The 19,300-nt window shown below is 45.3% G+C and carries 17 protein-coding genes; 15 read left to right on the top strand and 2 right to left on the bottom strand.

All coding sequences use genetic code 11. The features are described 5' to 3' along the window. The 8 genes from AC1DPK_RS33000 to AC1DPK_RS32965 form a co-directional block, all read left to right on the top strand. Positions 1-503, top strand: a 503-nt coding sequence (locus tag AC1DPK_RS33000; RefSeq protein ID WP_477512900.1) for a carbohydrate ABC transporter permease, incomplete at its 5' end; no start/stop codon positions are given. Between the two features lie 20 nt (positions 504-523). Beyond that, complete coding sequence (locus AC1DPK_RS32995; RefSeq protein WP_477512899.1) at positions 524-2,587, top strand: YIP1 family protein; 2,064 nt, start codon at positions 524-526, stop codon at positions 2,585-2,587. A gap of 4 nt (positions 2,588-2,591) precedes the next feature. Then, a complete protein-coding gene (locus tag AC1DPK_RS32990; RefSeq protein ID WP_477512898.1) occupies positions 2,592-5,147 on the top strand; it encodes a DUF5696 domain-containing protein in 2,556 nt (851 codons plus the stop codon). 2 nt (positions 5,148-5,149) lie between these two features. Further along, positions 5,150-6,052: a carbohydrate ABC transporter permease gene (locus AC1DPK_RS32985; protein ID WP_076270024.1), complete on the top strand. Its 903-nt coding sequence runs from the start codon at positions 5,150-5,152 to the stop codon at positions 6,050-6,052. A 15-nt stretch (positions 6,053-6,067) separates the two neighbouring features. Beyond that, the gene (locus AC1DPK_RS32980; RefSeq protein WP_083682375.1) at positions 6,068-7,063 is read left to right on the top strand and encodes a carbohydrate ABC transporter permease; all 996 of its coding nucleotides are present in this window, start codon (positions 6,068-6,070) and stop codon (positions 7,061-7,063) included. Positions 7,064-7,161: 98 nt separating this feature from the next. Continuing rightward, positions 7,162-7,845 carry an N-acetylmannosamine-6-phosphate 2-epimerase gene (locus AC1DPK_RS32975; protein ID WP_477512897.1) on the top strand — a complete coding sequence of 228 codons (684 nt, stop codon included), beginning with the start codon at positions 7,162-7,164 and terminating at the stop codon, positions 7,843-7,845. 18 nt (positions 7,846-7,863) lie between these two features. Next, entirely contained in the window at positions 7,864-8,922 is a 1,059-nt protein-coding gene (locus AC1DPK_RS32970; protein WP_477512896.1) for a DUF4855 domain-containing protein, read from the top strand. Continuing rightward, on the top strand, positions 8,919-9,980 hold the full coding sequence (locus AC1DPK_RS32965; RefSeq protein ID WP_477512895.1) for a Gfo/Idh/MocA family protein: 1,062 nt from the start codon (positions 8,919-8,921) through the stop codon (positions 9,978-9,980). The genes AC1DPK_RS32970 and AC1DPK_RS32965 overlap by 4 nt, the downstream gene beginning before the upstream one ends. Positions 9,981-10,070: 90 nt before the next feature. On the opposite strand, the gene AC1DPK_RS32960 is transcribed toward AC1DPK_RS32965, so the two are convergent. Next, complete coding sequence (locus AC1DPK_RS32960) at positions 10,071-11,609, bottom strand: DUF4127 family protein (RefSeq protein WP_477512894.1); 1,539 nt, start codon at positions 11,607-11,609, stop codon at positions 10,071-10,073. 313 nt (positions 11,610-11,922) lie between these two features. Here AC1DPK_RS32960 and AC1DPK_RS32955 point away from each other — a divergent pair, with 313 nt between their 5' ends. The 7 genes from AC1DPK_RS32955 (at position 11,923) to AC1DPK_RS32925 (ending at position 18,825) form a co-directional block, all read left to right on the top strand. Then, positions 11,923-13,290: an N-acyl-D-glucosamine 2-epimerase gene (locus AC1DPK_RS32955; protein WP_477512893.1), complete on the top strand. Its 1,368-nt coding sequence runs from the start codon at positions 11,923-11,925 to the stop codon at positions 13,288-13,290. A 45-nt stretch (positions 13,291-13,335) separates the two neighbouring features. Further along, on the top strand, positions 13,336-14,295 hold the full coding sequence (locus AC1DPK_RS32950) for a Gfo/Idh/MocA family protein (RefSeq protein WP_441882819.1): 960 nt from the start codon (positions 13,336-13,338) through the stop codon (positions 14,293-14,295). A gap of 37 nt (positions 14,296-14,332) precedes the next feature. Then, positions 14,333-15,175: a sugar phosphate isomerase/epimerase family protein gene (locus tag AC1DPK_RS32945; protein WP_441882821.1), complete on the top strand. Its 843-nt coding sequence runs from the start codon at positions 14,333-14,335 to the stop codon at positions 15,173-15,175. A gap of 80 nt (positions 15,176-15,255) precedes the next feature. Continuing rightward, the gene (locus tag AC1DPK_RS32940; protein ID WP_441882823.1) at positions 15,256-16,068 is read left to right on the top strand and encodes an MBL fold metallo-hydrolase; all 813 of its coding nucleotides are present in this window, start codon (positions 15,256-15,258) and stop codon (positions 16,066-16,068) included. 30 nt (positions 16,069-16,098) lie between these two features. Continuing rightward, positions 16,099-17,478 (top strand): ADP-ribosylglycohydrolase family protein, encoded by a 1,380-nt coding sequence (locus AC1DPK_RS32935; RefSeq protein ID WP_441882825.1) that lies wholly within the window; start codon positions 16,099-16,101, stop codon positions 17,476-17,478. Between the two features lie 136 nt (positions 17,479-17,614). Further along, a complete protein-coding gene (locus AC1DPK_RS32930; protein ID WP_441882827.1) occupies positions 17,615-17,818 on the top strand; it encodes a hypothetical protein in 204 nt (67 codons plus the stop codon). A gap of 122 nt (positions 17,819-17,940) precedes the next feature. Continuing rightward, positions 17,941-18,825 (top strand): GNAT family N-acetyltransferase, encoded by an 885-nt coding sequence (locus AC1DPK_RS32925; RefSeq protein WP_477512892.1) that lies wholly within the window; start codon positions 17,941-17,943, stop codon positions 18,823-18,825. 39 nt (positions 18,826-18,864) lie between these two features. On the opposite strand, the gene AC1DPK_RS32920 is transcribed toward AC1DPK_RS32925, so the two are convergent. Next, on the bottom strand, positions 18,865-19,300 hold a 436-nt coding region (locus AC1DPK_RS32920), incomplete at its 5' end, for a transglutaminase-like domain-containing protein (protein ID WP_477512891.1).

The raw sequence follows: 19,300 nt of genomic DNA, 5'->3' as shown, positions 1-19,300 counted from the left end.
TTGTAGTGCTATCGCTAATGTTCTCAGCTACGGTTACTCAGATTACGAATTACATGACGATGTCATGGCTCGGTTTTCTGGATACCCACTGGGCGGTTATTATTCCGGCAATTGGCTCCTCGCTTGGGCTGTATCTTATGAAACAGTTTATGGAGCAAATACCGGATGCGCTGCTCGAAGCTGCACAGATTGATGGTTGCAGTGAAGTTCGCATTTTCTGGAGTGTCGTTATGCCTGTTGTCAAACCTGCATGGCTTACGCTAGTTATTTTCTCTTTCCAAGGTTTATGGGGGGCAGGCGGAGCAGCAGGCTCGATGTACATTTACAGTGAGCAGCTCAAAACCATTGATTACGCGTTAAGTCAGATTCTGGCGGGAGGCATCGCACGAACGGGTCCTTCGATGGCAGCAACATTGCTGCTGCTCACCGTTCCGATTCTCATCTTTGTGCTATCGCAGAGCAGCGTTATTCAAACGATGTCAACCTCCGGCATGAAAGAATGATGGGAAAKGGGAGGCTTACGTTGAATCGATTATGTAAATTTCTGCTGCTCTTCCCACTAATGCTGATCCTGGTTGGCATTTGCGTTCCAGTCTATGCTGCGCCATATGATGGCTACAATTATTCGTGGTGGGGAGATCCTGAGCCAGCGCCTGTGCCGTACTTGCCAGTGAAGCAAATCGGCGGGGAGCAGTTAAGCTCCGGACCATTCAAATCGCCAGAGGACTTGTTCATCACCGCTGACAATCAGATCTATGTGGCGGATACAGGGAATAACCGCATCGTAGTGCTTGATGAGCAAGCAAGCGTAATTCAGACGATTGATGCTTTTGTGAATGGCAATAAAGCGGATAGCTTCTCAGCTCCGCAAGGGATCTTCGTACATTCAAATGGACATTTGTTCATTGCCGATACAGGAAACAAACGCATTGTTGAACTAACGAAGGAAGGCGAGCTGGTACGCGTCATTGGCGCTCCGGAGAGCGATGTGCTGGGCGGAAACTTTGTCTATGAGCCGATCAAGCTGGTCGGAGATTCAGCGGGTCGTTTATATGTTGTCGGAAAAGGCGTGTTCAATGGCATTATGCAGTTTGATTCCGGCGGCAAGTTCTCAGGGTTTATGGGCGTCAATAAAGTGCGCTACAGTGCCGCGGATTTGTTCTGGAAGCGCGTCATGACGAAGGAGCAGCGTTCCAAAATGGTGCTCTTTATCCCTGTCGAATTCAACAACGTCGATATTGATAGTGAGGGCTTTGTTTATGCTACGACAAGCGAGGCATTCTCGGATACACCAGTTAAGCGTCTGAATCCATCTGGAACGGATGTGCTGAAGAGAACGGGCTACCAGCCCCCAAAAGGTGATATTCGATTCCGCACAGGAGGCACACGGCCCGGAACATCAGCTATTCAAAGCGTCGCGCTTGATCGAAATGGGATTTACAGCATTTTGGACAGCACGCGCGGGAGAATCTTTACGTACGACAGAGAAGGCAAGCTGATGTATATTTACGGACTGCTTGGTGAGCAGGTTGGGACGTTTAAGACGCCAGCCGACATTGACATGTTAGGCGATAAGATGATTGTGCTGGATAAAGGCTTGAATCAGCTGGTCATGTTTGAGCCAACGCGCTATGGAAAGGTGATTCGGGAAGCCGTTATTAATAATGATATTGGCGAGGAAGAAAAGTCGGTCGAGAAATGGCGCGAGGCTTTGCGATTAAACAACAATCTCGAAATCGCTTATTTGGGGATTGGGAAAGCGGAGCTCAGACAGGGACATAATTACGAAGCGATGAAGCATTTTGAGCTGGGCATGCACACGCAGTATTATTCACGGGCTTTTGAACGTTACCGCAAGGATTTCATGTGGGAGCATTTCGGGAAAATTGCGGCAGTAGCCATAACAGCAGTCGTTCTGCTCATCGCTGCGAGAGTGCTTATCAAGCGCAGAACAGCTGAGCCTAGCGTAGTGGGAATGGGCTGGTATACGATCTTCCATCCGTTTAATGGATTCTGGGAACTGAAGTTTGAGCGAAAAGGGAAGATCTGGTTTGCTTTGCTGCTGCTGCTTATTCTCTCTCTTCTCTACGTACTCAAAAGGCAGTTTACCGGCTTTATCTTTAATCCAACGGTCAATGCAGAGAATGTAAACGTGCTTGATGAGATTAAATTTATCGTGCTCCCGTTTTTTCTATGGTGCATCGCCAATTGGTCGATGACGACGCTGATGGATGGCGAGGGGAAATTCAAAGAAATTGTAATGGCTACCGCCTATGCGCTTATTCCAGTTGTGCTGATGCAAATTCCGCTTATTTTATTATCCAATGTCATTACGATTCAGGAAGGTTCGTTCTATCGATTGCTGGAGTCAATCGGCTTCTTGTGGTTTTTTGGATTGTTATTTATCGGGATGCTTACCGTTCATCAGTATACGGTGGGGAAAACGGTCATTACGATGCTGCTAACGATGCTTGTGATGGGCATCATCATCTTCTTAGGCTTGCTTTTCTTCAGCTTAGCGCAGCAAATGCTTTCCTTCGCGGCTACGGTATACAAAGAAGCGATGTTTAGACTAGGGGAGGGATAATGCCATGTCAAAGCATAATACACGGAAATGGGTGGCATTGTCCCTGCTGCTTGCGATGCTGTCGCTGCCGGCTTGCACATCGGGAACGGTTAACAGTACCCTTACATCCGGGACGCCTAGTAAAGTTGCCGCGGCAACGGATGCTTCGCTCCGTGCACTGGACGCATCAGCTCAAGTGGAGCCTCGAATAGAAGGTCTTGATCCGGTGCTGGAGAACGATGCGCTTCGGCTGTATATTAGCAAAGCTACTGCTGAAATTGCGGTCGTGGATAAAAAAAGCGGGAACATATGGCGCTCGAATCCAGACAGCTCGGAGGATAACCTTGCTTCACCTTATTTAAAGGGGAAATTATCCTCCCAAATCTCTTTCGTTTACCTCACGAAGAGCGGTCAGAACAAGGATTATGACAGCTATAACAACAGCGTGAAATTTAATCAGTTTGAAATTAAGCAAGCGGATAATGGGGTGACGGTCACCTATCAGTTCGGTGATCCACAGAAAGGGCTCGAGTCCATACCGCAGAAGATAAGCAAGGAGCGGTTCGAAGAAAGATTGCTGAAGCGATTGGAAGATCCAGCGGATCAAGAACAGCTGAAGGTTAGATACAAGCTAAATGAGGAGCAGGGCATTTACGAACGCCGAGAAATACCAAAAGCTGTCGTGAAAAAGCTATTGGCAATCTTTGAGAAGGCGGAATATACGGAAGAGGATTTTGCTATCGATAATGGTGAGGGAGACGGCGGTGGAGCAGCTGAAGAATCGGTTAAACCGAAATTTTCAGCAGCGATTGAATACACATTGGATGGCAGAGATCTAATCGCTTCAGTGGATACGTCGACCATCACTGAAGATACTCCGCCTTATCGGATTCATTCGATCAGTCTTCTAGAAAATTTCGGAGCTTCGGGCCAGAAGGATGACGGCTACCTCTTTCTTCCTGACGGGTCAGGAACGCTTATTAGGTTCAACACTGGAAATATCCAAGCGCAGCCTATCCTGATCCCGATATACGGTGAAGATAGCTCGATCTATGTAAATGAAAAGTTTAATACGCTTGAGCCAAACCGGTTGCCGGTATTCGGAATGAAAAAGAACGATGCTGCTTTTCTTGCCATTATTGAGCAGGGGGAAGCGCTCGCCAAGCTTTCCGCGGATATAAGCGGGCGATTGCATGAGTTTAATACGATTGCTGCCCAGTTCATTATTTTGCCGAAGGACGAGGTGCGTTTAAGCAATAATGAGATCATGCACAAAACGCCAAAGGAGACGTACAAGGGGAATTTGAAAATTCGTTATTCCTTATTAAGTGACGATGAGGCTGATTACTCGGGCATGGCAGCAAGCTATCGCACTTATCTGGAGAAGGCGGATGGGCTAACAAAGCTGAAAGCAGAAGGAGATGCGCCATTTTATATGGAGCTTGTTGGCAGCATCCCAAAAAAGAAAAACATGTTAGGTTTTCCTTATGAGGCTCTTGTGCCTTTAACGAATTTGAAGGAAGCTGAGCAGCTCGTTGATCAGCTTCATGGCAAGCAAATACAAAATATTCGGCTGAGTTACAAGGGCTGGTTTAATGAAGGCTTAAATCATACGATAGCTTCGAATATCGACATGGATAATGTGATAGGGAGCAAAGGCGATTGGAAGCGATTAGCGGAAAAGCTGCAGAAGACCGGAGGTGGGTTTTATCCGGATGCAGCCTTCCAGCTTATCTATCAGAATTCCGGGAAATTTAGCCCGAGCAAAGACTCTGCCCAGTACATTTCTCGGCGCTATGCGAAAATTTATGAATTCGATCGCGCAGCATATTTTCGGCATAACGAGCTGTTGTCACACTATTTGTTGACTCCAAGAAAGCTAAGTTCAACGGTCAGCGGTTTTCTGTCTGATTTCAAGAAGCTGAATCCTGGAGCTATTTCCTTGAGGGATCTGGGCTCTGAGCTTTATTCGGATTTCCGAAGAAATGCAGAGGTGACAAGAGAGGACGCAAAACGAATCGTTACAGATCAGCTCGAAGCCATTTCGGAGATGTCTCCAAGCATAATGGTCAATGGCGGCAATGCTTATGTGCTTCCGTATGTATCGCATATTCTAAACCTGCCGCAAAAAAGCAATGAATATCAGCTAGCCGGTGAGTCGATACCGTTTAACCAAATGGTGCTGCATGGTTATATCGAATATGCGGGAAAAGCATACAACATGGCTGATGAGCAAGACATTCGGGAAAGTGTACTGCGCTCGCTTGAAACGGGTTCAAATGTCTACTTTAGCTGGTTCTATGCGGAGCCGTCCGTCCTTAAGGACACTCGATTCAGTTATCTTTATTCGAATGATTATGGGCAATGGTTTGATGAGGCTGTCGACGCTTATGGCGAAGTGAATGCAGTGCTCAGGCAGGTCCGCAGTCAGAGCATGATCAAGCACGAAAAGCTGGCGGAACGCACTTACAAAACCGTATATGAGAGTGGCTTGACGGTATACGTAAATTACAGCGATGCAGTTGTGCATACGGATGGTGTGACCATTGAAGCCCATGATTACATCGTTAAGGGGGGATAAGGATGTCGAAGAGACGAACACTGAGCTTGGAGCGCAAAAAGGAAATTTACGGCGTGTTGTTCGTAACCCCTTGGCTGCTTGGATTCGTACTGCTGATGGTTATCCCATTCGTCCAGTCGCTTCAATTCAGCTTCCATAAGCTGACGCTTAATTCGGAAGGCTACTCGCTTCAATACGTCGGCCTTGAAAATTATCGCAACATCTTTTTCGTTGATGCGTGGTACGTTCGTTCCTTAACGGAAGCCGTTACGGTGATGGCATTAAACGTACCGCTCATTATTTTTTTCAGTTTATTTACAGCCACATTATTGGTGCAGAAATTCAGAGGGAGAATGCTTGCGAGAGCGATCATATTCCTGCCAGTCGTGTTAGCCTCAGGGGTTATAGCTAAGCTTGATAACGGCAATTTTCTTGCTCAAATGATCGGCTCCGCTTCAACCGACATGGAGGGCAACTATTCTGGTCTGCGAAGCATTGAGCTTAGGCCGCTGTTATTCCAAGCCGGTCTTAGCCGGGACATTGTGGAGTATTTGACGAGTGCGGTGGATCGAATCTACCAGATCATCAGCTCGTCTGGCGTCCAGATACTCATTTTTTTAGCGGGGCTGCAGTCGATCTCACCTTCTCTTTATGAAGCGGCGAAGATGGAAGGGGCCACAGGTTATGAAGCCTTCTGGAAAATAACGTTTCCCATGATTTCGCCGCTCATTCTGACGAATGTGGTGTATACCATCATCGATTCCTTCTATGACAATAAAATGACGCAAATGATTCAGGACGCAGCTTTTGGTCGATTGGACTTTGGCGTCAGTTCGGCGATGTCATGGATTTACTTTCTAGTCATCTCGATCATTCTAGTCGTATCAACGTATCTGATTTCGAAGCGTGTATTTTACTATGACTAACAAGGAGGAAGAGATATGGAAGCTGAGACGAAGGTGAAAAGCCGCATCTCGGACTCTGCCTTAGTGCGGGCCGCAACGAGCTGGTACGATCGCCATAGCCCAGTCGAAAAAGCGAAGCATTGGCTTTGGATATTCATCCGTTCCGTACTCATCGTCGGGATTTGTTTTATCATTTTGTATCCGATCATTACGAAGCTGTCCATCGCGTTGCGCGACAAGCAGGATATGTTCGATGCAACCGTCGTATGGCTGCCGCGGCATTTTACACTGGATAATATCAAAATCGTCATGGGTTATTTAAAATATTCGGAATCCGTCACTAACACGCTGCTGCTTAGCCTTGGGACGTCGCTGCTTCAACTCGCTTCCTGCGCACTGGCTGGTTATGGCTTTGCAAGGCTCAAGTTCCGGGGCAGCGCCATTTTGTTCGGAGTCGTCATCTTCACCATCGTTGTGCCGCCGCAAACGATTATGGTTCCTACGTATTTGCATTATCGCTTTTTTGATGTGTTTGGGCTCTATCATCTGTTCACAGGAAAAGATGGCGTGAATCTGCTGGAGAGCTTCTGGCCTTTCTTTATTTCTTCGGGGCTTGCGATGGGCTTGAAAAACGGTCTGTATATTTATATTTTTCGTCAATTTTTCCGCTCGCTGCCGAAGGATTTGGAGGAGGCCGCGTATGTGGACGGAGCGGGCATTCCGGGTACCTTTGCAAGAGTCATGCTGCCTAATGCTGTACCTGCGATAGCTACGGTCATGCTGTTCTCGTTCATCTGGCAATGGAATGACAGCTACTTTGTAAATCTCTTTGCGCCAAATTATACCCTTCTAGCAAGAATGCTCGATTTGCTGCCTGGTGCTGTTCGACCCGAATATGTTGGTGGTATTTCTCATACATCTCTATATTTGAACACTGGAACACTGCTCGGCATTTTGCCGATCTTCATTCTTTATTTATTCGCGCAAAGATACTTTGTAGAGAGCGTAGAGCGCACAGGATTGGTAGGCTAGCGATTATTCGGGCAACCGTACTTACGATTGGAGGGTTCTGCAATGAACGATGCCATAGGAGTAGATAGCGAGGGGCTCTTGGATAAGCAGGTGACCCTATGATCCCACCATTAATTGCCGGACTAAAAAAAGGATTTATCGTATCCTGTCAGGCGCTTGAGCATGAGCCATTGTATGGCTCCGATATTATGGCTGCGATGGCAGCGGCAGCGGAATCCGGAGGGGCATCAGCTATTCGTGCCAATACGCCGCAGGATATTGCCGCTATCAAACGCAAATGCAAGATTCCGGTTATCGGACTATATAAAAAACATTATCCCGATAGTGATGTCTACATTACTCCAACCTTGCTAGAGGTAGGGGAAGTGATTCGAGCGGGTGCTGATATCGTGGCTATAGACTGCACTTCCATGCCGAGACCAAGAAACGAGAAGCTGGATCATGTCATTGCTGCTATTCGCAAAAAATTCGCTAATACACTGATCATGGCGGATATTTCTACTTTTGAGGAAGGCGTTTCCGCTATGAAGCTTGGCGTAGATGTCGTCTCTACGACGATGTCGGGTTATACGCCACAAAGTCCGAAGCAACAAACCCCTGATTTTGAGTTAATCGGGAAATTAGCTGCGCTTGGTCAGACACCCGTTTTTGCGGAAGGAAGAATATGGTCGATCGAGGATTGCTTGCGCTGCTTTGACGCTGGCGCGCACGCTGTCGTAATCGGAACCGCTATTACAAGGCCGCAAGAGGTTGTGAGACGTTTTGTAACGAGCATCAAGTAATGAGTAGGAGGCAGCGACATGGAGCGATCGGATAGTGGAGCTTTTCTTCGTTCAGGGGAACAAACGGCAGGAATAAACAATCTGATGTTGTTTTATAACGGTCATTATGAAAACGATGCGGGCGTATGGAGGAAAGAGCAATTTATACCCTATATCAGCTATATCGATGCTGAAGGCAAGCCGCTCGAATGGCTGTTTGACGGGGCTTTGTTTCTAGCCAAGTGGTCTCATTCATCAAATGGATTTGAAGAATCAGAGGAGCATCCAAACGATCAAAATGACTGGCAATGGTACTTGGATAAGACCTTTGCGGAATCAGGTGAACTATCGGCATTAAATGAAGCCATGGAGGAAGTTGCTCTAAAATTAGCAGACCCAGAGCATAAAATGAAGGTTGTGCTCATGATTCCCTATCCGGCACCGAATCAGCAGAACTTTGGAGCAATAAGCGATGATAGCAATTCGCTTTGCTTCGATCATACGATTGTTTCTGCAGTCGAAGCGACTCGAAATAAACAAAAAGCGCTTGAGTGGTATATTGGTCAACTGCTAGAGCGCTGGGAGAATGCTGACTTGCCCTTTCTCGAGCTGAAGGCGCTCTATTGGATGAATGAAGCTGTGAATACGAGCGTTCCCTACGAGGAAGGGCTGATTGGCTGGACGGGAGATCAGGTTCGCGCAAAGGGGCTGAAATTTTTCTGGATTCCCTATTACAGGGCCAGCTTGTATTGGAAATGGAAGGAGCTAGGCTTTGACGCAGCAGCTATGCAGCCTAATCACTTTTTTACTAAGACAGGCGAATCGAGAGTCGGGATCGCAGCCAACATGGCCAAACAAGCCGGCATGGGCGTAGAGATCGAGGTCGATTCTCGGGTTTTTGAAAGCAATGGCGATTTCCGCGCAAAATATGAAAATTATTTGGCAGGCGGCGCAAGGTATGGTTATAGCGGGGAAGTATTTAAAGGTTATTATCAAGACGTCAAGCTGCTCTTTGATGCAGCATATGCGGAGGAGCCGGAGAAAAGGGACATTTATGATTTGACCTATCAATTTATAAAGGGGCGTTATAAACGATGAAAAAAGTGAATATTGGCGTGATCGGGGCAGGCTCTATTTCGGAGGTTCATCTGAATGCGTATGCAGGCAATCCAGAAGTTAACCTTTATGCCATATGTGATTTAAATGAAGAACGGGCCCAAAACAAAGCGAGTAGATTTGGCGCGCAGAAGGTGTACACCGACTACCGCGAGCTGCTCGCTGATCCAGCAATCGATGCAGTAAGCATTTGCACATGGAACAACTCGCATGCTGAAATTAGCATTGCTGCCGTAGAGGCAGGCAAGCATGTGCTCGTGGAGAAGCCGCTTTGCAAAACCGTTGCAGAAGCGGAGCGGGTAGAGCAAGCGGTGAAAAATAGCGGTAAGGTTTTGCAGGTTGGTTTCGTGAGGCGATATGGATCGAATACAGACGTTTTGCAGCGTTTCATCAGTGCAGGTGAGCTCGGCAGCATTTATTATGCAAAGGCGACTTGTTTGCGAAGGCTAGGGAACCCAGGCGGTTGGTTCTCTGACAAGGAGCGTTCGGGCGGGGGACCTTTAATCGATCTTGGCGTACACATCATTGATTTATGCTGGTACTTAATGGGCAAGCCGAAAGTAAAGTCGATCAGCGGCAATACCTATCGTCAGCTTGGGAATCGGGCAAATGTCCAAAATCTATCGTTTTACAAAGCATCCGACTATGATTCCAGCAAAAACACCGTTGAGGATCTGGCAAACGCGCTTATCCGTTTCGACAACGGGGCATCACTTTTGGTTGATGTAAGCTTTACGCTGCATGCCAAAAAAGATGAGATTACCGTTAAAATTTTTGGTGACAAGGGCGGCGCCGAAATCGAGCCGGAGCTGTTCATCGTTGCGGAGAAACATGATACGATTCTGAACATTACGCCGCAGGTTGACCAGCTAGGCTTTGATTTCGCCAGCGGATTCCAAAATGAAATCAACCATTTCATCGACAGCTGTCTCGGACGAAAAGAAACATTAAGTCCAGTACAAGATGGTCTTGAGGTGATGAAAATGCTGTGCGGCATATACGAATCAGCAGAGAAGGGTGAAGAAATTCAGTTTAGCTGAGCTTTAAAGGATTATTAAAAATGCTGTTCCATCGGGCAAGCCTTGGAACAGCATTTTCATATCTGATGTTGATGGCTTGCGAGCGCTGTGCTATAAGGATAAATCGACTTCAAACATGCGATTCCAAGGGAGATCGGCTTTTAATTCGTCGATCCTGCCCTCAGCGAGTTCAGCTAAATAATCATTGCAGAAGCGCTGCAGCTTTTGGGTGATGAGCTGAGATACATGCTCTTTAACTTGGCTCACATCGAAGTAGTTGGCCCCGAGCTCTGGCAAGTGATGAGCGACTTCCTGTCTTACGATCGTTTGATAACCCCAATCTTCAATCAAACGATAGAGCATGAAATGCTCGCTCATCTGTGTGCTTGATTCTTGGTTATTGCTTTGTTGGCGATAGTAGGAAGCTACGATGGCATGCGCTATCACTGTTCCGAGTGTATTGCCGGACGTATTCCAGCCAGCGTAAGCGGAGAGGCGGGAAATTAGGTTTTTCTTGGATAACAGCTTTAAGAGACTATTATCGGCGCCATTGCATGAAGCGACATCCGCCAGTGCGACCATGCCCCCTTTATTAGCTATCGCTTCAATCGCCGTAACGAATTCAGCTATATGTACCTCAGAGAAGTAGGAACGGTGACGATCCCGGTATAAATTTGGTGATTCAGCTGCATCATGCGAAGACACTGGAGGAGAATGTACCATGAGTACAAAATCGGCTGTCATCGAGGAATCACCCATGAAGGCGCCTCCTGAAGTTAAGTGAGATTTTATGCTTTCATTCAGACTGCGATCCTCGTATTTCGGAATGATCGTTGGCCCAAGTGTCGAGGAGTAACGAATAAAAACCTCAGGTTGATATTTTTTGATCGTGCAAAACACTTTGGCGAATAAGATGTTTCCTATTTCGTCAGCACCAGGGTAGATAAGCACATTATCCATGAGATTGTACTCCTCTACCGAGATAAGAAGCTTGCGCTGCTCCATTGGACTGAAGCCGTATTTCGAATTATCGTCCAGAGGAATAACAAGATGATCAATGATGCCGGATTGTACGAGTGTAATAATATGCTCATTTACTTGTGAGTTCGTTTCTCTGCGCTGTAGAAAGTCATTTAGAATGGCGCTTGGTATAGAGCTATGAAGCTGAAGCCATTCGTTTTGTTCATCATCGTTCAGCAGCTCTGAAGTCTGCTTGTCTTTTAACCAGCCATAGCGATAAATCGAGTGTCCATAATGCGCATAATAATCAGGTTCCTCGTCACTGCTGTTGTAAGCTGGGGCTCTCATAATTAAATTGAACGCATAAATGCGAAGTGCGGGATTGCGCTGCTTCAGCTGCTCAAGCAGTTGAAGACGTTCCATGCATGCTTGAAGCGATAATTGATGCAGACGGGAAGGAACAATGCCGCCGTAAACGAGCATATCAACGGAAAGTATCAAGTAGTCTGCATCAACAGCTTGCTGCATGAGCCAGTCATGTACCCCTTCATAGCGGGCAGGCTGTTTCTTTCTTCCGAGCAAGTCTAGTGGCGGAGCGACGAGCGAGAGATCGCTGATTGCAGCTATCATTTGTGGAAATTTTGCATTGCAAGGACGTTCGTCTAGCGGAAGGTAAACGACTTTACTCATACAATGACCTCCATTTTTGGATAAATGATGAATTACACCTATTATACATCAAGCTGAGTAAATGGAATATTTTTTTATAAAAAAAATTTAAAAAGGATTTTTTCACTAAAATGGTCATAAAAATTGGATTATGAGATCTCACATCAGCTGTTGGATGATCATTTATGAGGCGTGGTCTCGTTCTACTAGAAAAGTCGAAATTGAAACGATTGGAGGATTTATTCTAAAAATTTAAAATAAATAAAAAAATATTCCGTTATCAATTAATAGGTGGTACACTACAAGTGAAATTGGAAAAAGGAGGTATAAATGGTTGTCTACGTTGTTTAAGGACTCATTTCGCAACCAAGCCGTTTCTGGTCCTAGCATCCAGATTGATCCCTCATTTCCCTATTATCAGCAAAGGTCGCCAGAGAGTATTGTTGAAGAAATTATGCTTGCAGGGTATCAAAGCGTCCATTATTTTGTTGTAAATGAACATGTCATTCAGAAGGACTTGCTGCTCGCCTTCCGTCAAAATGGAATTCCGGTGTGGGCGATGGTGATAGGAAACGGTACCTTCTCTACCGACAGGTTTCCAGAAGAATGGCCTTCTTGGCAGATGAAGCTGCTTAAGGAGCCGAATGACGGCTTCTGGAGATTGTCGCCATTTAGTGAAGGCTACGTGCAGTGGAAAAAATCAGCGATGGCTAAGCTTGTGACGGAGTATCCTTTTGACGGGATAGAAATTGCCGAACCGTATTTTCCAGAGTGGGGCGGGATTGAGAGAGGGGTTTACGGAGATGTTGGGCCGCTTGCTAAGTCGGCGTTCCGAGCACGTTACGGAGTAGATATGCCTGATTTTACAAATGCAGCTGCTCCTAACTATTACCTTCGGGATGTTCAAACCTACAACAAGTGGATCGAATTCCGTGTAGAAGCAGTCAATGGCTTTATAAATGAAATGATAAATGGAGAAGGAGGCGTTCGTGAGGTTAGGCCAGATATCGTTGTCGCCACTTGGTCGCTTGCGATTAATGCAGGACAGGATAGCGTTGAACGACTCCGTGAAGACCAAGGCCTCGATGCTCCATCGATGATTGAAAAGGTTAAGCCCGATATCCATTTCTTGCAAACACATTGGCCCGATTGGCTGCGCGGTGATCTGCCAGCTGATTACGTTAAAGGCTACCAGCCCTTTGTCGATCAGATCAAGGAGCGATTTCCCGAGCTGCCATTAGCCGTTCAGGCGGATATCGGTTCTGCACAACCAATGATTAAAAGCGGGGAATGGCTGGAGACATTCAGTCAAACGGCTTTTGCGCTCGGCTATGCATCTTGGACAGCTTATGAGTATCATACAGGCGGTTATATGTATGATCATAAGCCGTTTCCCATGCTAACTGAACGGAGAAGCAGAAACGAAATTGTGATTTCATTCAACAAACGGATTGACGAACACTCGGCTATGAATGATTCCTGCTACAAGCTTTGGAATAACGGCGCTTCTATTTCTCTGATATGGGATCGTATAGCGGTTGATGGAAATAGAGTTATTCTTCGTTGGGAACAGCTGCCGGCAGCTTCATTTGTGCTAGAACTAAGTGATATTCGTGATACGCCGGAGAGATGGTTGTTTAAGGATAGACCCGCAAATGTGATTCCAAATGGTACGAGATTGTCCATTCTAGGAGTTTATTGAGCAAGAACGCAGCAATCATTACTCATGGGGAGTGAAGATGATTAAATGCAAAATATTCATATTGGTTTTATAGGTACTGGCGGTATCGCACAGCTTCATGCTGGTCAGATGCAAGCGCTGGAAGGCGTGGAAATCGTTGCAGTGGCAGACCCAAATGAACAGTCTGCTCTGCAGTTTCTATCAACATTCCATTTGACCAATACCCGACGATACGCAGGCCATAAAGAAATGCTCGAAGAAGGCGGCTTGGATGCCGTTATTATATGCTCACCGCATACTTTGCATTTTGCCCAAGCACTTGATGTATTGAACGCAGGCTGTCATGTATTGATTGAGAAGCCGATGACCTGCACCTCCCAAGAAGCTGAGCAATTAATAAATGCTGCAGAGGCAAATTCGAGGCTGCTTCAGGTTTCCTACCAAAGGCATTTCCAACCGGAGTTCATCTTTATTCGCCAAGCGATAGCAGATGGCGTAATTGGCAAACTAAGCTCGATTAACGCAACGCTCTATCAGGATTGGAAACGCAGCCAAACAGGCACATGGCGACAAAATGCTGCGCTTTCTGGTGGCGGTATGCTAATGGATTCAGGCAGCCATATTATTGACGTTCTGTTATGGACGACAGGCCTTACGCCGCTTGAGGTGAAGTCGACGCTTAGTAGCCATGGTGCACCGGTGGAAATCGATTCTTTTACGAGCATCACCTTTGAAGAGGGTGCCATTGCTGCGTTGAACATTATTGGTTATGTACCGGGCTATAAGGAGTTTTATTCCTTCTGCGGCGATTTAGGCGTGATCTATCTCGAGAATGGCAGAATTGAAATTTCAACCTATAAGGATGGCGTTCTGCCAGTTCAGCTGCCAGCTCAAAGCACGAATCAGGACAAAAGCTTCATTGACGCGATCAGAGGAGAACATGAAATATTGGTATCGGGAGAATATGCTAGGAAGGTTATCCAATTGACTGAAGCGATATATCGTTCAGCAGACTATCAAGTTTGATTTGGCACTTCTAATTTCCATGAGGAGCGTGATTGGTTTGAACGTTAGCTTGAGTATGTGGAGCGTGCATAAATATTGGTACGAGGGAAAATGGGATACCGTTGATTTCCTAGCATTTGCCTCCGAGACAGGGGTTAAGGGAGTGGAGCTGCTCAGTTGTTTTTGGAAGGAAAAGGAGAAGGATATCCCACTAATCGATGAAGCGCTTCGTAAATATGGTTTGCAGGTTGCGTGCTTCAGCGCGTGCAACAACTTTGTGGTAGCAGATGATTCACAAAGGCAAGCACAATTAAAGGAAGTAACGGATGCTGTCGACGCGGCTGTTCATTTTGGAGCAAAGGTCGTTCGTGTATTCTCAGGGGATTTGCCCAATGACTCCATTTCGTTTGAGCAGGGAATGCAATTCGTAATTGATGGACTTCGTGCAGCGGCTGATTATGCCGAACAGAAGGGTGTAACACTTTGCCTAGAAAATCACGGGTTATTTGCAGGACGCAGCGACCAGGTTATGGCTATTATCCAACAGATTAATTCCCATGCACTGCGAAGCACGTTCGATACCGGAAATTTTCTGCTCGTTGGCCAAAGCTCTAGCGATGCGATTGATGAGCTGAATGGGTATGTTGGTCATGTGCATGTTAAAGACTTTCTACCAGTGCCGGAAGGTACGGCTGGCGGCGTCACTCGGGCTTTAACGGGGGAACTGTTTTTAGGGAAAATTGCTGGAGAAGGTGCTGTCGATTTGAAATATATTTTCGGCGAGCTGAAGAAATCCGGTTTTGACGGGTGGCTTACCGTAGAGTTCGAAGGCGAAGAAGAGCCTAAGTTTGGCTCTATTGAAGCAGTTAATCATGTAACACGAATAGTGGCCGGCCTTTAAGAAAGCATTAAATGATAAAGGATAGTTAATTGATTCTGTCTACGACCAAAACTTAAGAACGATTTGGAAGGAGATATATTGTGAAGGTGCATTTTCTTGGCACTGCTGCTGCGGAAGGTTTTCCTGCGATGTTTTGTCGTTGTGTGCACTGCTTGAAGGCAAGAGAGCTTGGCGGTAAAAATGTGAGAACACGGAGCTCCGTCCTTATTGATGGCGTGTTGAAGGTTGATTTTCCGCCAGATACGCTTCATCATGTTTTGACGGGCGGCATCGATCTCGGTCTTGTGAAGGATTTGTTCATCACGCACACGCATCTGGATCATCTTCGTGCAGAGGATTTGGAGCTGCGGATGCCTGTTTATGCTCATGGATTGGATGCGCCGTTACACGTTTACGGCCACGATGCTGTCATTCGCAAATGCCGGGATGCTGTTGGAAGACCAGATGCGGAGCGGTTGGTGCTGCGAAAAATAGATCTGTTCGAAACCGTCGATACCGGAAATGCCAAGGTGACGGCGCTACCGGCTAATCATGATCCGGATGAAACCTGTTTGCTCTTTCTAATCGAAAAGGATGGGAAGCGCATCTTTTATGGACACGATACCGGGCTTCTTCCTGAAGAAACATGGCGATGGCTGGAACAGACGAAATTGGACCTCGCCATATTGGATTGTACGAACGGCCATCTGCCGTTTACAGGCGGACATCTCAACATCGCAGCTGTTCTTGATATTAGGAATCGGTTACGCAGCAATGGGATATTCAGCCGGGAAAGCAAGGTTGTGGTCACACATTTCTCTCACAATATAGGACTGCTGCACGATGATCTTACGCAGTTTTTTGATCAAGAGGATATCATAGTAGCTTTTGACGGTATGATTTTGCAGCTATAATACGGTTCCTGAAAGGAGTGAATGCCGTTCATGAAAGCCTCCGAGCAGTATTACTTGCAATACAGCCATCATGTTGAAATTGAAAGGCAGCAGGCAATGGATGAGGGGAAACAGATCAGCGCAGAATTGGCTGCTACGTATGAGAAGCTGGCTTCCATGCCGTGGAATGACCCGCAACGTGAACAAATGGCTGCGGCTTATATCGACGAAATGGGAGAGCTGCCTTTAAGAGCTGACTTCCCGTTTGTTGAGCCTTCTAACCTGACGGAAATAGTAGCGGAACGACCAGTTGCCGAATTCCCGGTGAATCAACCTGCTCTATATGAAGATTTAGCGGATAAAATGTATGGTGCATGGCTCGGTCGATCCGCAGGCTGCTTATTGGGGCAGCCGATCGAAGGGTGGAGAAAGGAACGTATTACAGGCTTGTTAAAGGAAACAAACAATCTTCCAGTTCATTATTATATTTCATCTGAAATTGATCCTGAAATTGCGGAGAAGTACGGCGTCATTAACGAAGGCGGGTCGTATGGAAACGAGCTCGTAAGCTGGATTAATAATGTGAAGCATATGGTCGAGGACGATGATATGAATTATACAATCATCAGCCTTGCTGTATTAGAAAAATTCGGCTATGACTTCTCTCCTGACGATGTAGCAGAAACATGGCTTAACCTGTTGCCTTTGCTGCGCACCTGTACTGCAGAACGCATTGCTTACCGGAATCTCGTTAATCGCTTAGATCCACCACTCTCAGCTACATATCGAAATGTCTATAGAGAGTGGATTGGCGCTCAAATTCGTGTTGATTTGTATGGCTATATTAATCCTGGGAATCCAGTGAAAGCTGCTGAAATGGCTTGGAGAGACGCTTCGATCTCGCATGTGAAAAATGGCATCTACGGCGCGATGTGGACTGCAGCTATGCTGGCCATGGCTGCTGTGACGGACAACAGGCAGGATGTGATCAGAGCCGGTCTCGGTCAAATTCCTGCAAATTGCCGGCTTGCAGACGATATTCGGACGGTGTTACGCTGGTATGAGGAGCAGGTGACCTTCGATTCAGTAGTTGAGCGTATTCACCATAAATATGATGAAAGCAATGCACATCATTGGTGCCATACGATCTCAAATGCGATGATTGTGGCCGCTTCTCTGCTTTATGGTGAAGGTGATCTGGAAGCAACAATAGGTTTAGCAATCATTTCGGGCTTTGACACGGATTGCAATGCGGCTACCGCAGGTTCTATCGTAGGTATGCAAAAAGGTGCGAGCCAACTACCCGAGAAATGGGTGAAGCCGCTAAACGATAAAATTCGTTCCGGCGTAGATGGCTTCGGCGTCGTGTCTCTTTCTCATTTGGCAGAGCGAACGGTGAAATTGATTGCAAATAATCCTTATTTGAAATGATGGGGTTGCTACAATTTGAAAGCGATACAAATACAATAAACCCAATACCGCCAAGGTGTTGGGTTTGTTGTATACTGGGAGAAAAGGTTAATCATTTCATCTTATAATAAGAGCTATATTTGGAGGAGATCATTCGATGCGTTATGATGTTAAACTAAATGCGATAGAACAGAAATGGGATATTGTAGCTGGCCGAAAAGAAATCATAAAAGGAATGAAGGATAAAATTTTTGCTGAGAAAATTGCTGAAGAATTAAATAAAGCCTATGATCAAGGCAGTGCTGATAGAGAGAATGTAGACAAGAAAATCAATGACAGCATAAATAGATTATTTTTTTAAGAGTTAATAGAGTTTTGTTGAAGTATTGAAGAGGTAATTGGACATTAAATTAAAAATGAGGAATTCGAAAGAGTTTTTGACAAGTGTATGGTTTGAACTAAAACAGAATCGAGGTGTGAGTATTGAACCAAATTATTATACAAAAATATGATCCTCAAAGAGATAAAGCTCAAATCGAACGCATGCTGCTTAACTACAATCATCTATTGAATATGTTTTATAATGATGAAAAAGGTAACAAAGATAATATCTTGGTTGCTCTTAATAACACTACAACCATTGGGTTTCTTTCATTTAATGGTTTCGGCAGAAAACCTCAGGCCATATTATATGTGAACAAAGAGCATGAAGCAGCGGATATCGGCTCAATGCTAATTCAAGAATATGAAAAAATGCTTATTCCTAATGAAAAAATAGAGCATACCCTATTTACGTGTTCTCATCGTGACACTGATTTAATTAATCTTTTGGACAATAATGGATACAGATTATATTTATCCTCTTACATTATGGAGCGTAAGGGTGAATCATTCCCTTCAGATAACATCATAGTTAGAAATTATGAAGAGAATGATTATTTTGAATGGGATAGAATTTGCGAATTAGCTTTCTATCATATGCGACAGCGTATAGGATTGTATCCTTCGTTTTTTTATAAGCCTGTGGAATGGGAACGCGAGCAGTTTGCCCAAAATAAAAATAATATGTTTGTCATGATAGTTGATAATACTATAGTAGCAATAGGAAAAATTGAAGGGAATAAAATATGTACCGTTGCTATTTCCATAGAACATCAATCACGCGGTTATGGAAGAGTTTTTGTGAAATACCTTGTTAATGAAATCATTAGCAGGGGTGAAGAAAAGGTAATCCTTGACGTTGCAAAAGGTAATTTTGCGAAAACGTTATATGAAAGCCTTGGGTTTGAAGAAACGGCGTTTTATCACCACTATATTAAATATTTTAGACCGGATACAAGACTAAGTGCTCCACCCGACAATTATTAAACAATACTTTTGGATGCCGAAAAGTGCCTCAAAATGAATCTAAAGCACGTAAGGCAATCCATTCAAATACATATGAATAGCGTTTGTACTTTGTTTAAGTACTTGAATCGTTTTAGAGTTAGGCTGTTTATATATTTCTAAATAGTCTATCTCGTTATATTGTTGCCGTATAGGAAAAGCTAATTTTTCTTCAGTTAAAGAAAACTCTGCAGCAATGCCGGCTTTATTTCCACGAGCATCAAAGCGAACCCATCTTCCAATGCTGTTTATATAGGCGGCATTAAGAGCATGAATGCAGTATCCTGTGTCGGGTGTATCCCCAATTGTAAGTCGTTGATAACAAAATCCTGTTGGAATCCCTTTGCTTCGTAACAGTGCAGATAATAAATTTGATTTGGCGTAGCAAATACCTTCTTTATAAAATAGGACTTCTGAAGCGCTGCATGTTATCCGATTGCTTTGAATGTCCCAAGAG

This window comes from Paenibacillus sp. 01T424 (assembly GCF_056398745.1).
Note: the sequence above shows the minus strand (reverse complement) of the source record. Positions and strands in the feature narration are given on the sequence as shown.

What these genes read in the sequence shown, in the direction of transcription:
- AC1DPK_RS32990 (WP_477512898.1), top strand. Translation starts at nt 2,592, where the DNA reads ATGTCAAAGCATAATACACGGAAATGGGTGGCATTGTCCCTGCTGCTT.
- AC1DPK_RS32985 (WP_076270024.1), top strand. Translation starts at nt 5,150, where the DNA reads ATGTCGAAGAGACGAACACTGAGCTTGGAGCGCAAAAAGGAAATTTAC.
- AC1DPK_RS32980 (WP_083682375.1), top strand. Translation starts at nt 6,068, where the DNA reads ATGGAAGCTGAGACGAAGGTGAAAAGCCGCATCTCGGACTCTGCCTTA.
- AC1DPK_RS32975 (WP_477512897.1), top strand. Translation starts at nt 7,162, where the DNA reads ATGATCCCACCATTAATTGCCGGACTAAAAAAAGGATTTATCGTATCC.
- AC1DPK_RS32970 (WP_477512896.1), top strand. Translation starts at nt 7,864, where the DNA reads ATGGAGCGATCGGATAGTGGAGCTTTTCTTCGTTCAGGGGAACAAACG.
- AC1DPK_RS32965 (WP_477512895.1), top strand. Translation starts at nt 8,919, where the DNA reads ATGAAAAAAGTGAATATTGGCGTGATCGGGGCAGGCTCTATTTCGGAG.
- AC1DPK_RS32960 (WP_477512894.1), bottom strand. Translation starts at nt 11,609, where the DNA reads ATGAGTAAAGTCGTTTACCTTCCGCTAGACGAACGTCCTTGCAATGCA.
- AC1DPK_RS32950 (WP_441882819.1), top strand. Translation starts at nt 13,336, where the DNA reads ATGCAAAATATTCATATTGGTTTTATAGGTACTGGCGGTATCGCACAG.
- AC1DPK_RS32935 (WP_441882825.1), top strand. Translation starts at nt 16,099, where the DNA reads ATGAAAGCCTCCGAGCAGTATTACTTGCAATACAGCCATCATGTTGAA.
- AC1DPK_RS32930 (WP_441882827.1), top strand. Translation starts at nt 17,615, where the DNA reads ATGCGTTATGATGTTAAACTAAATGCGATAGAACAGAAATGGGATATT.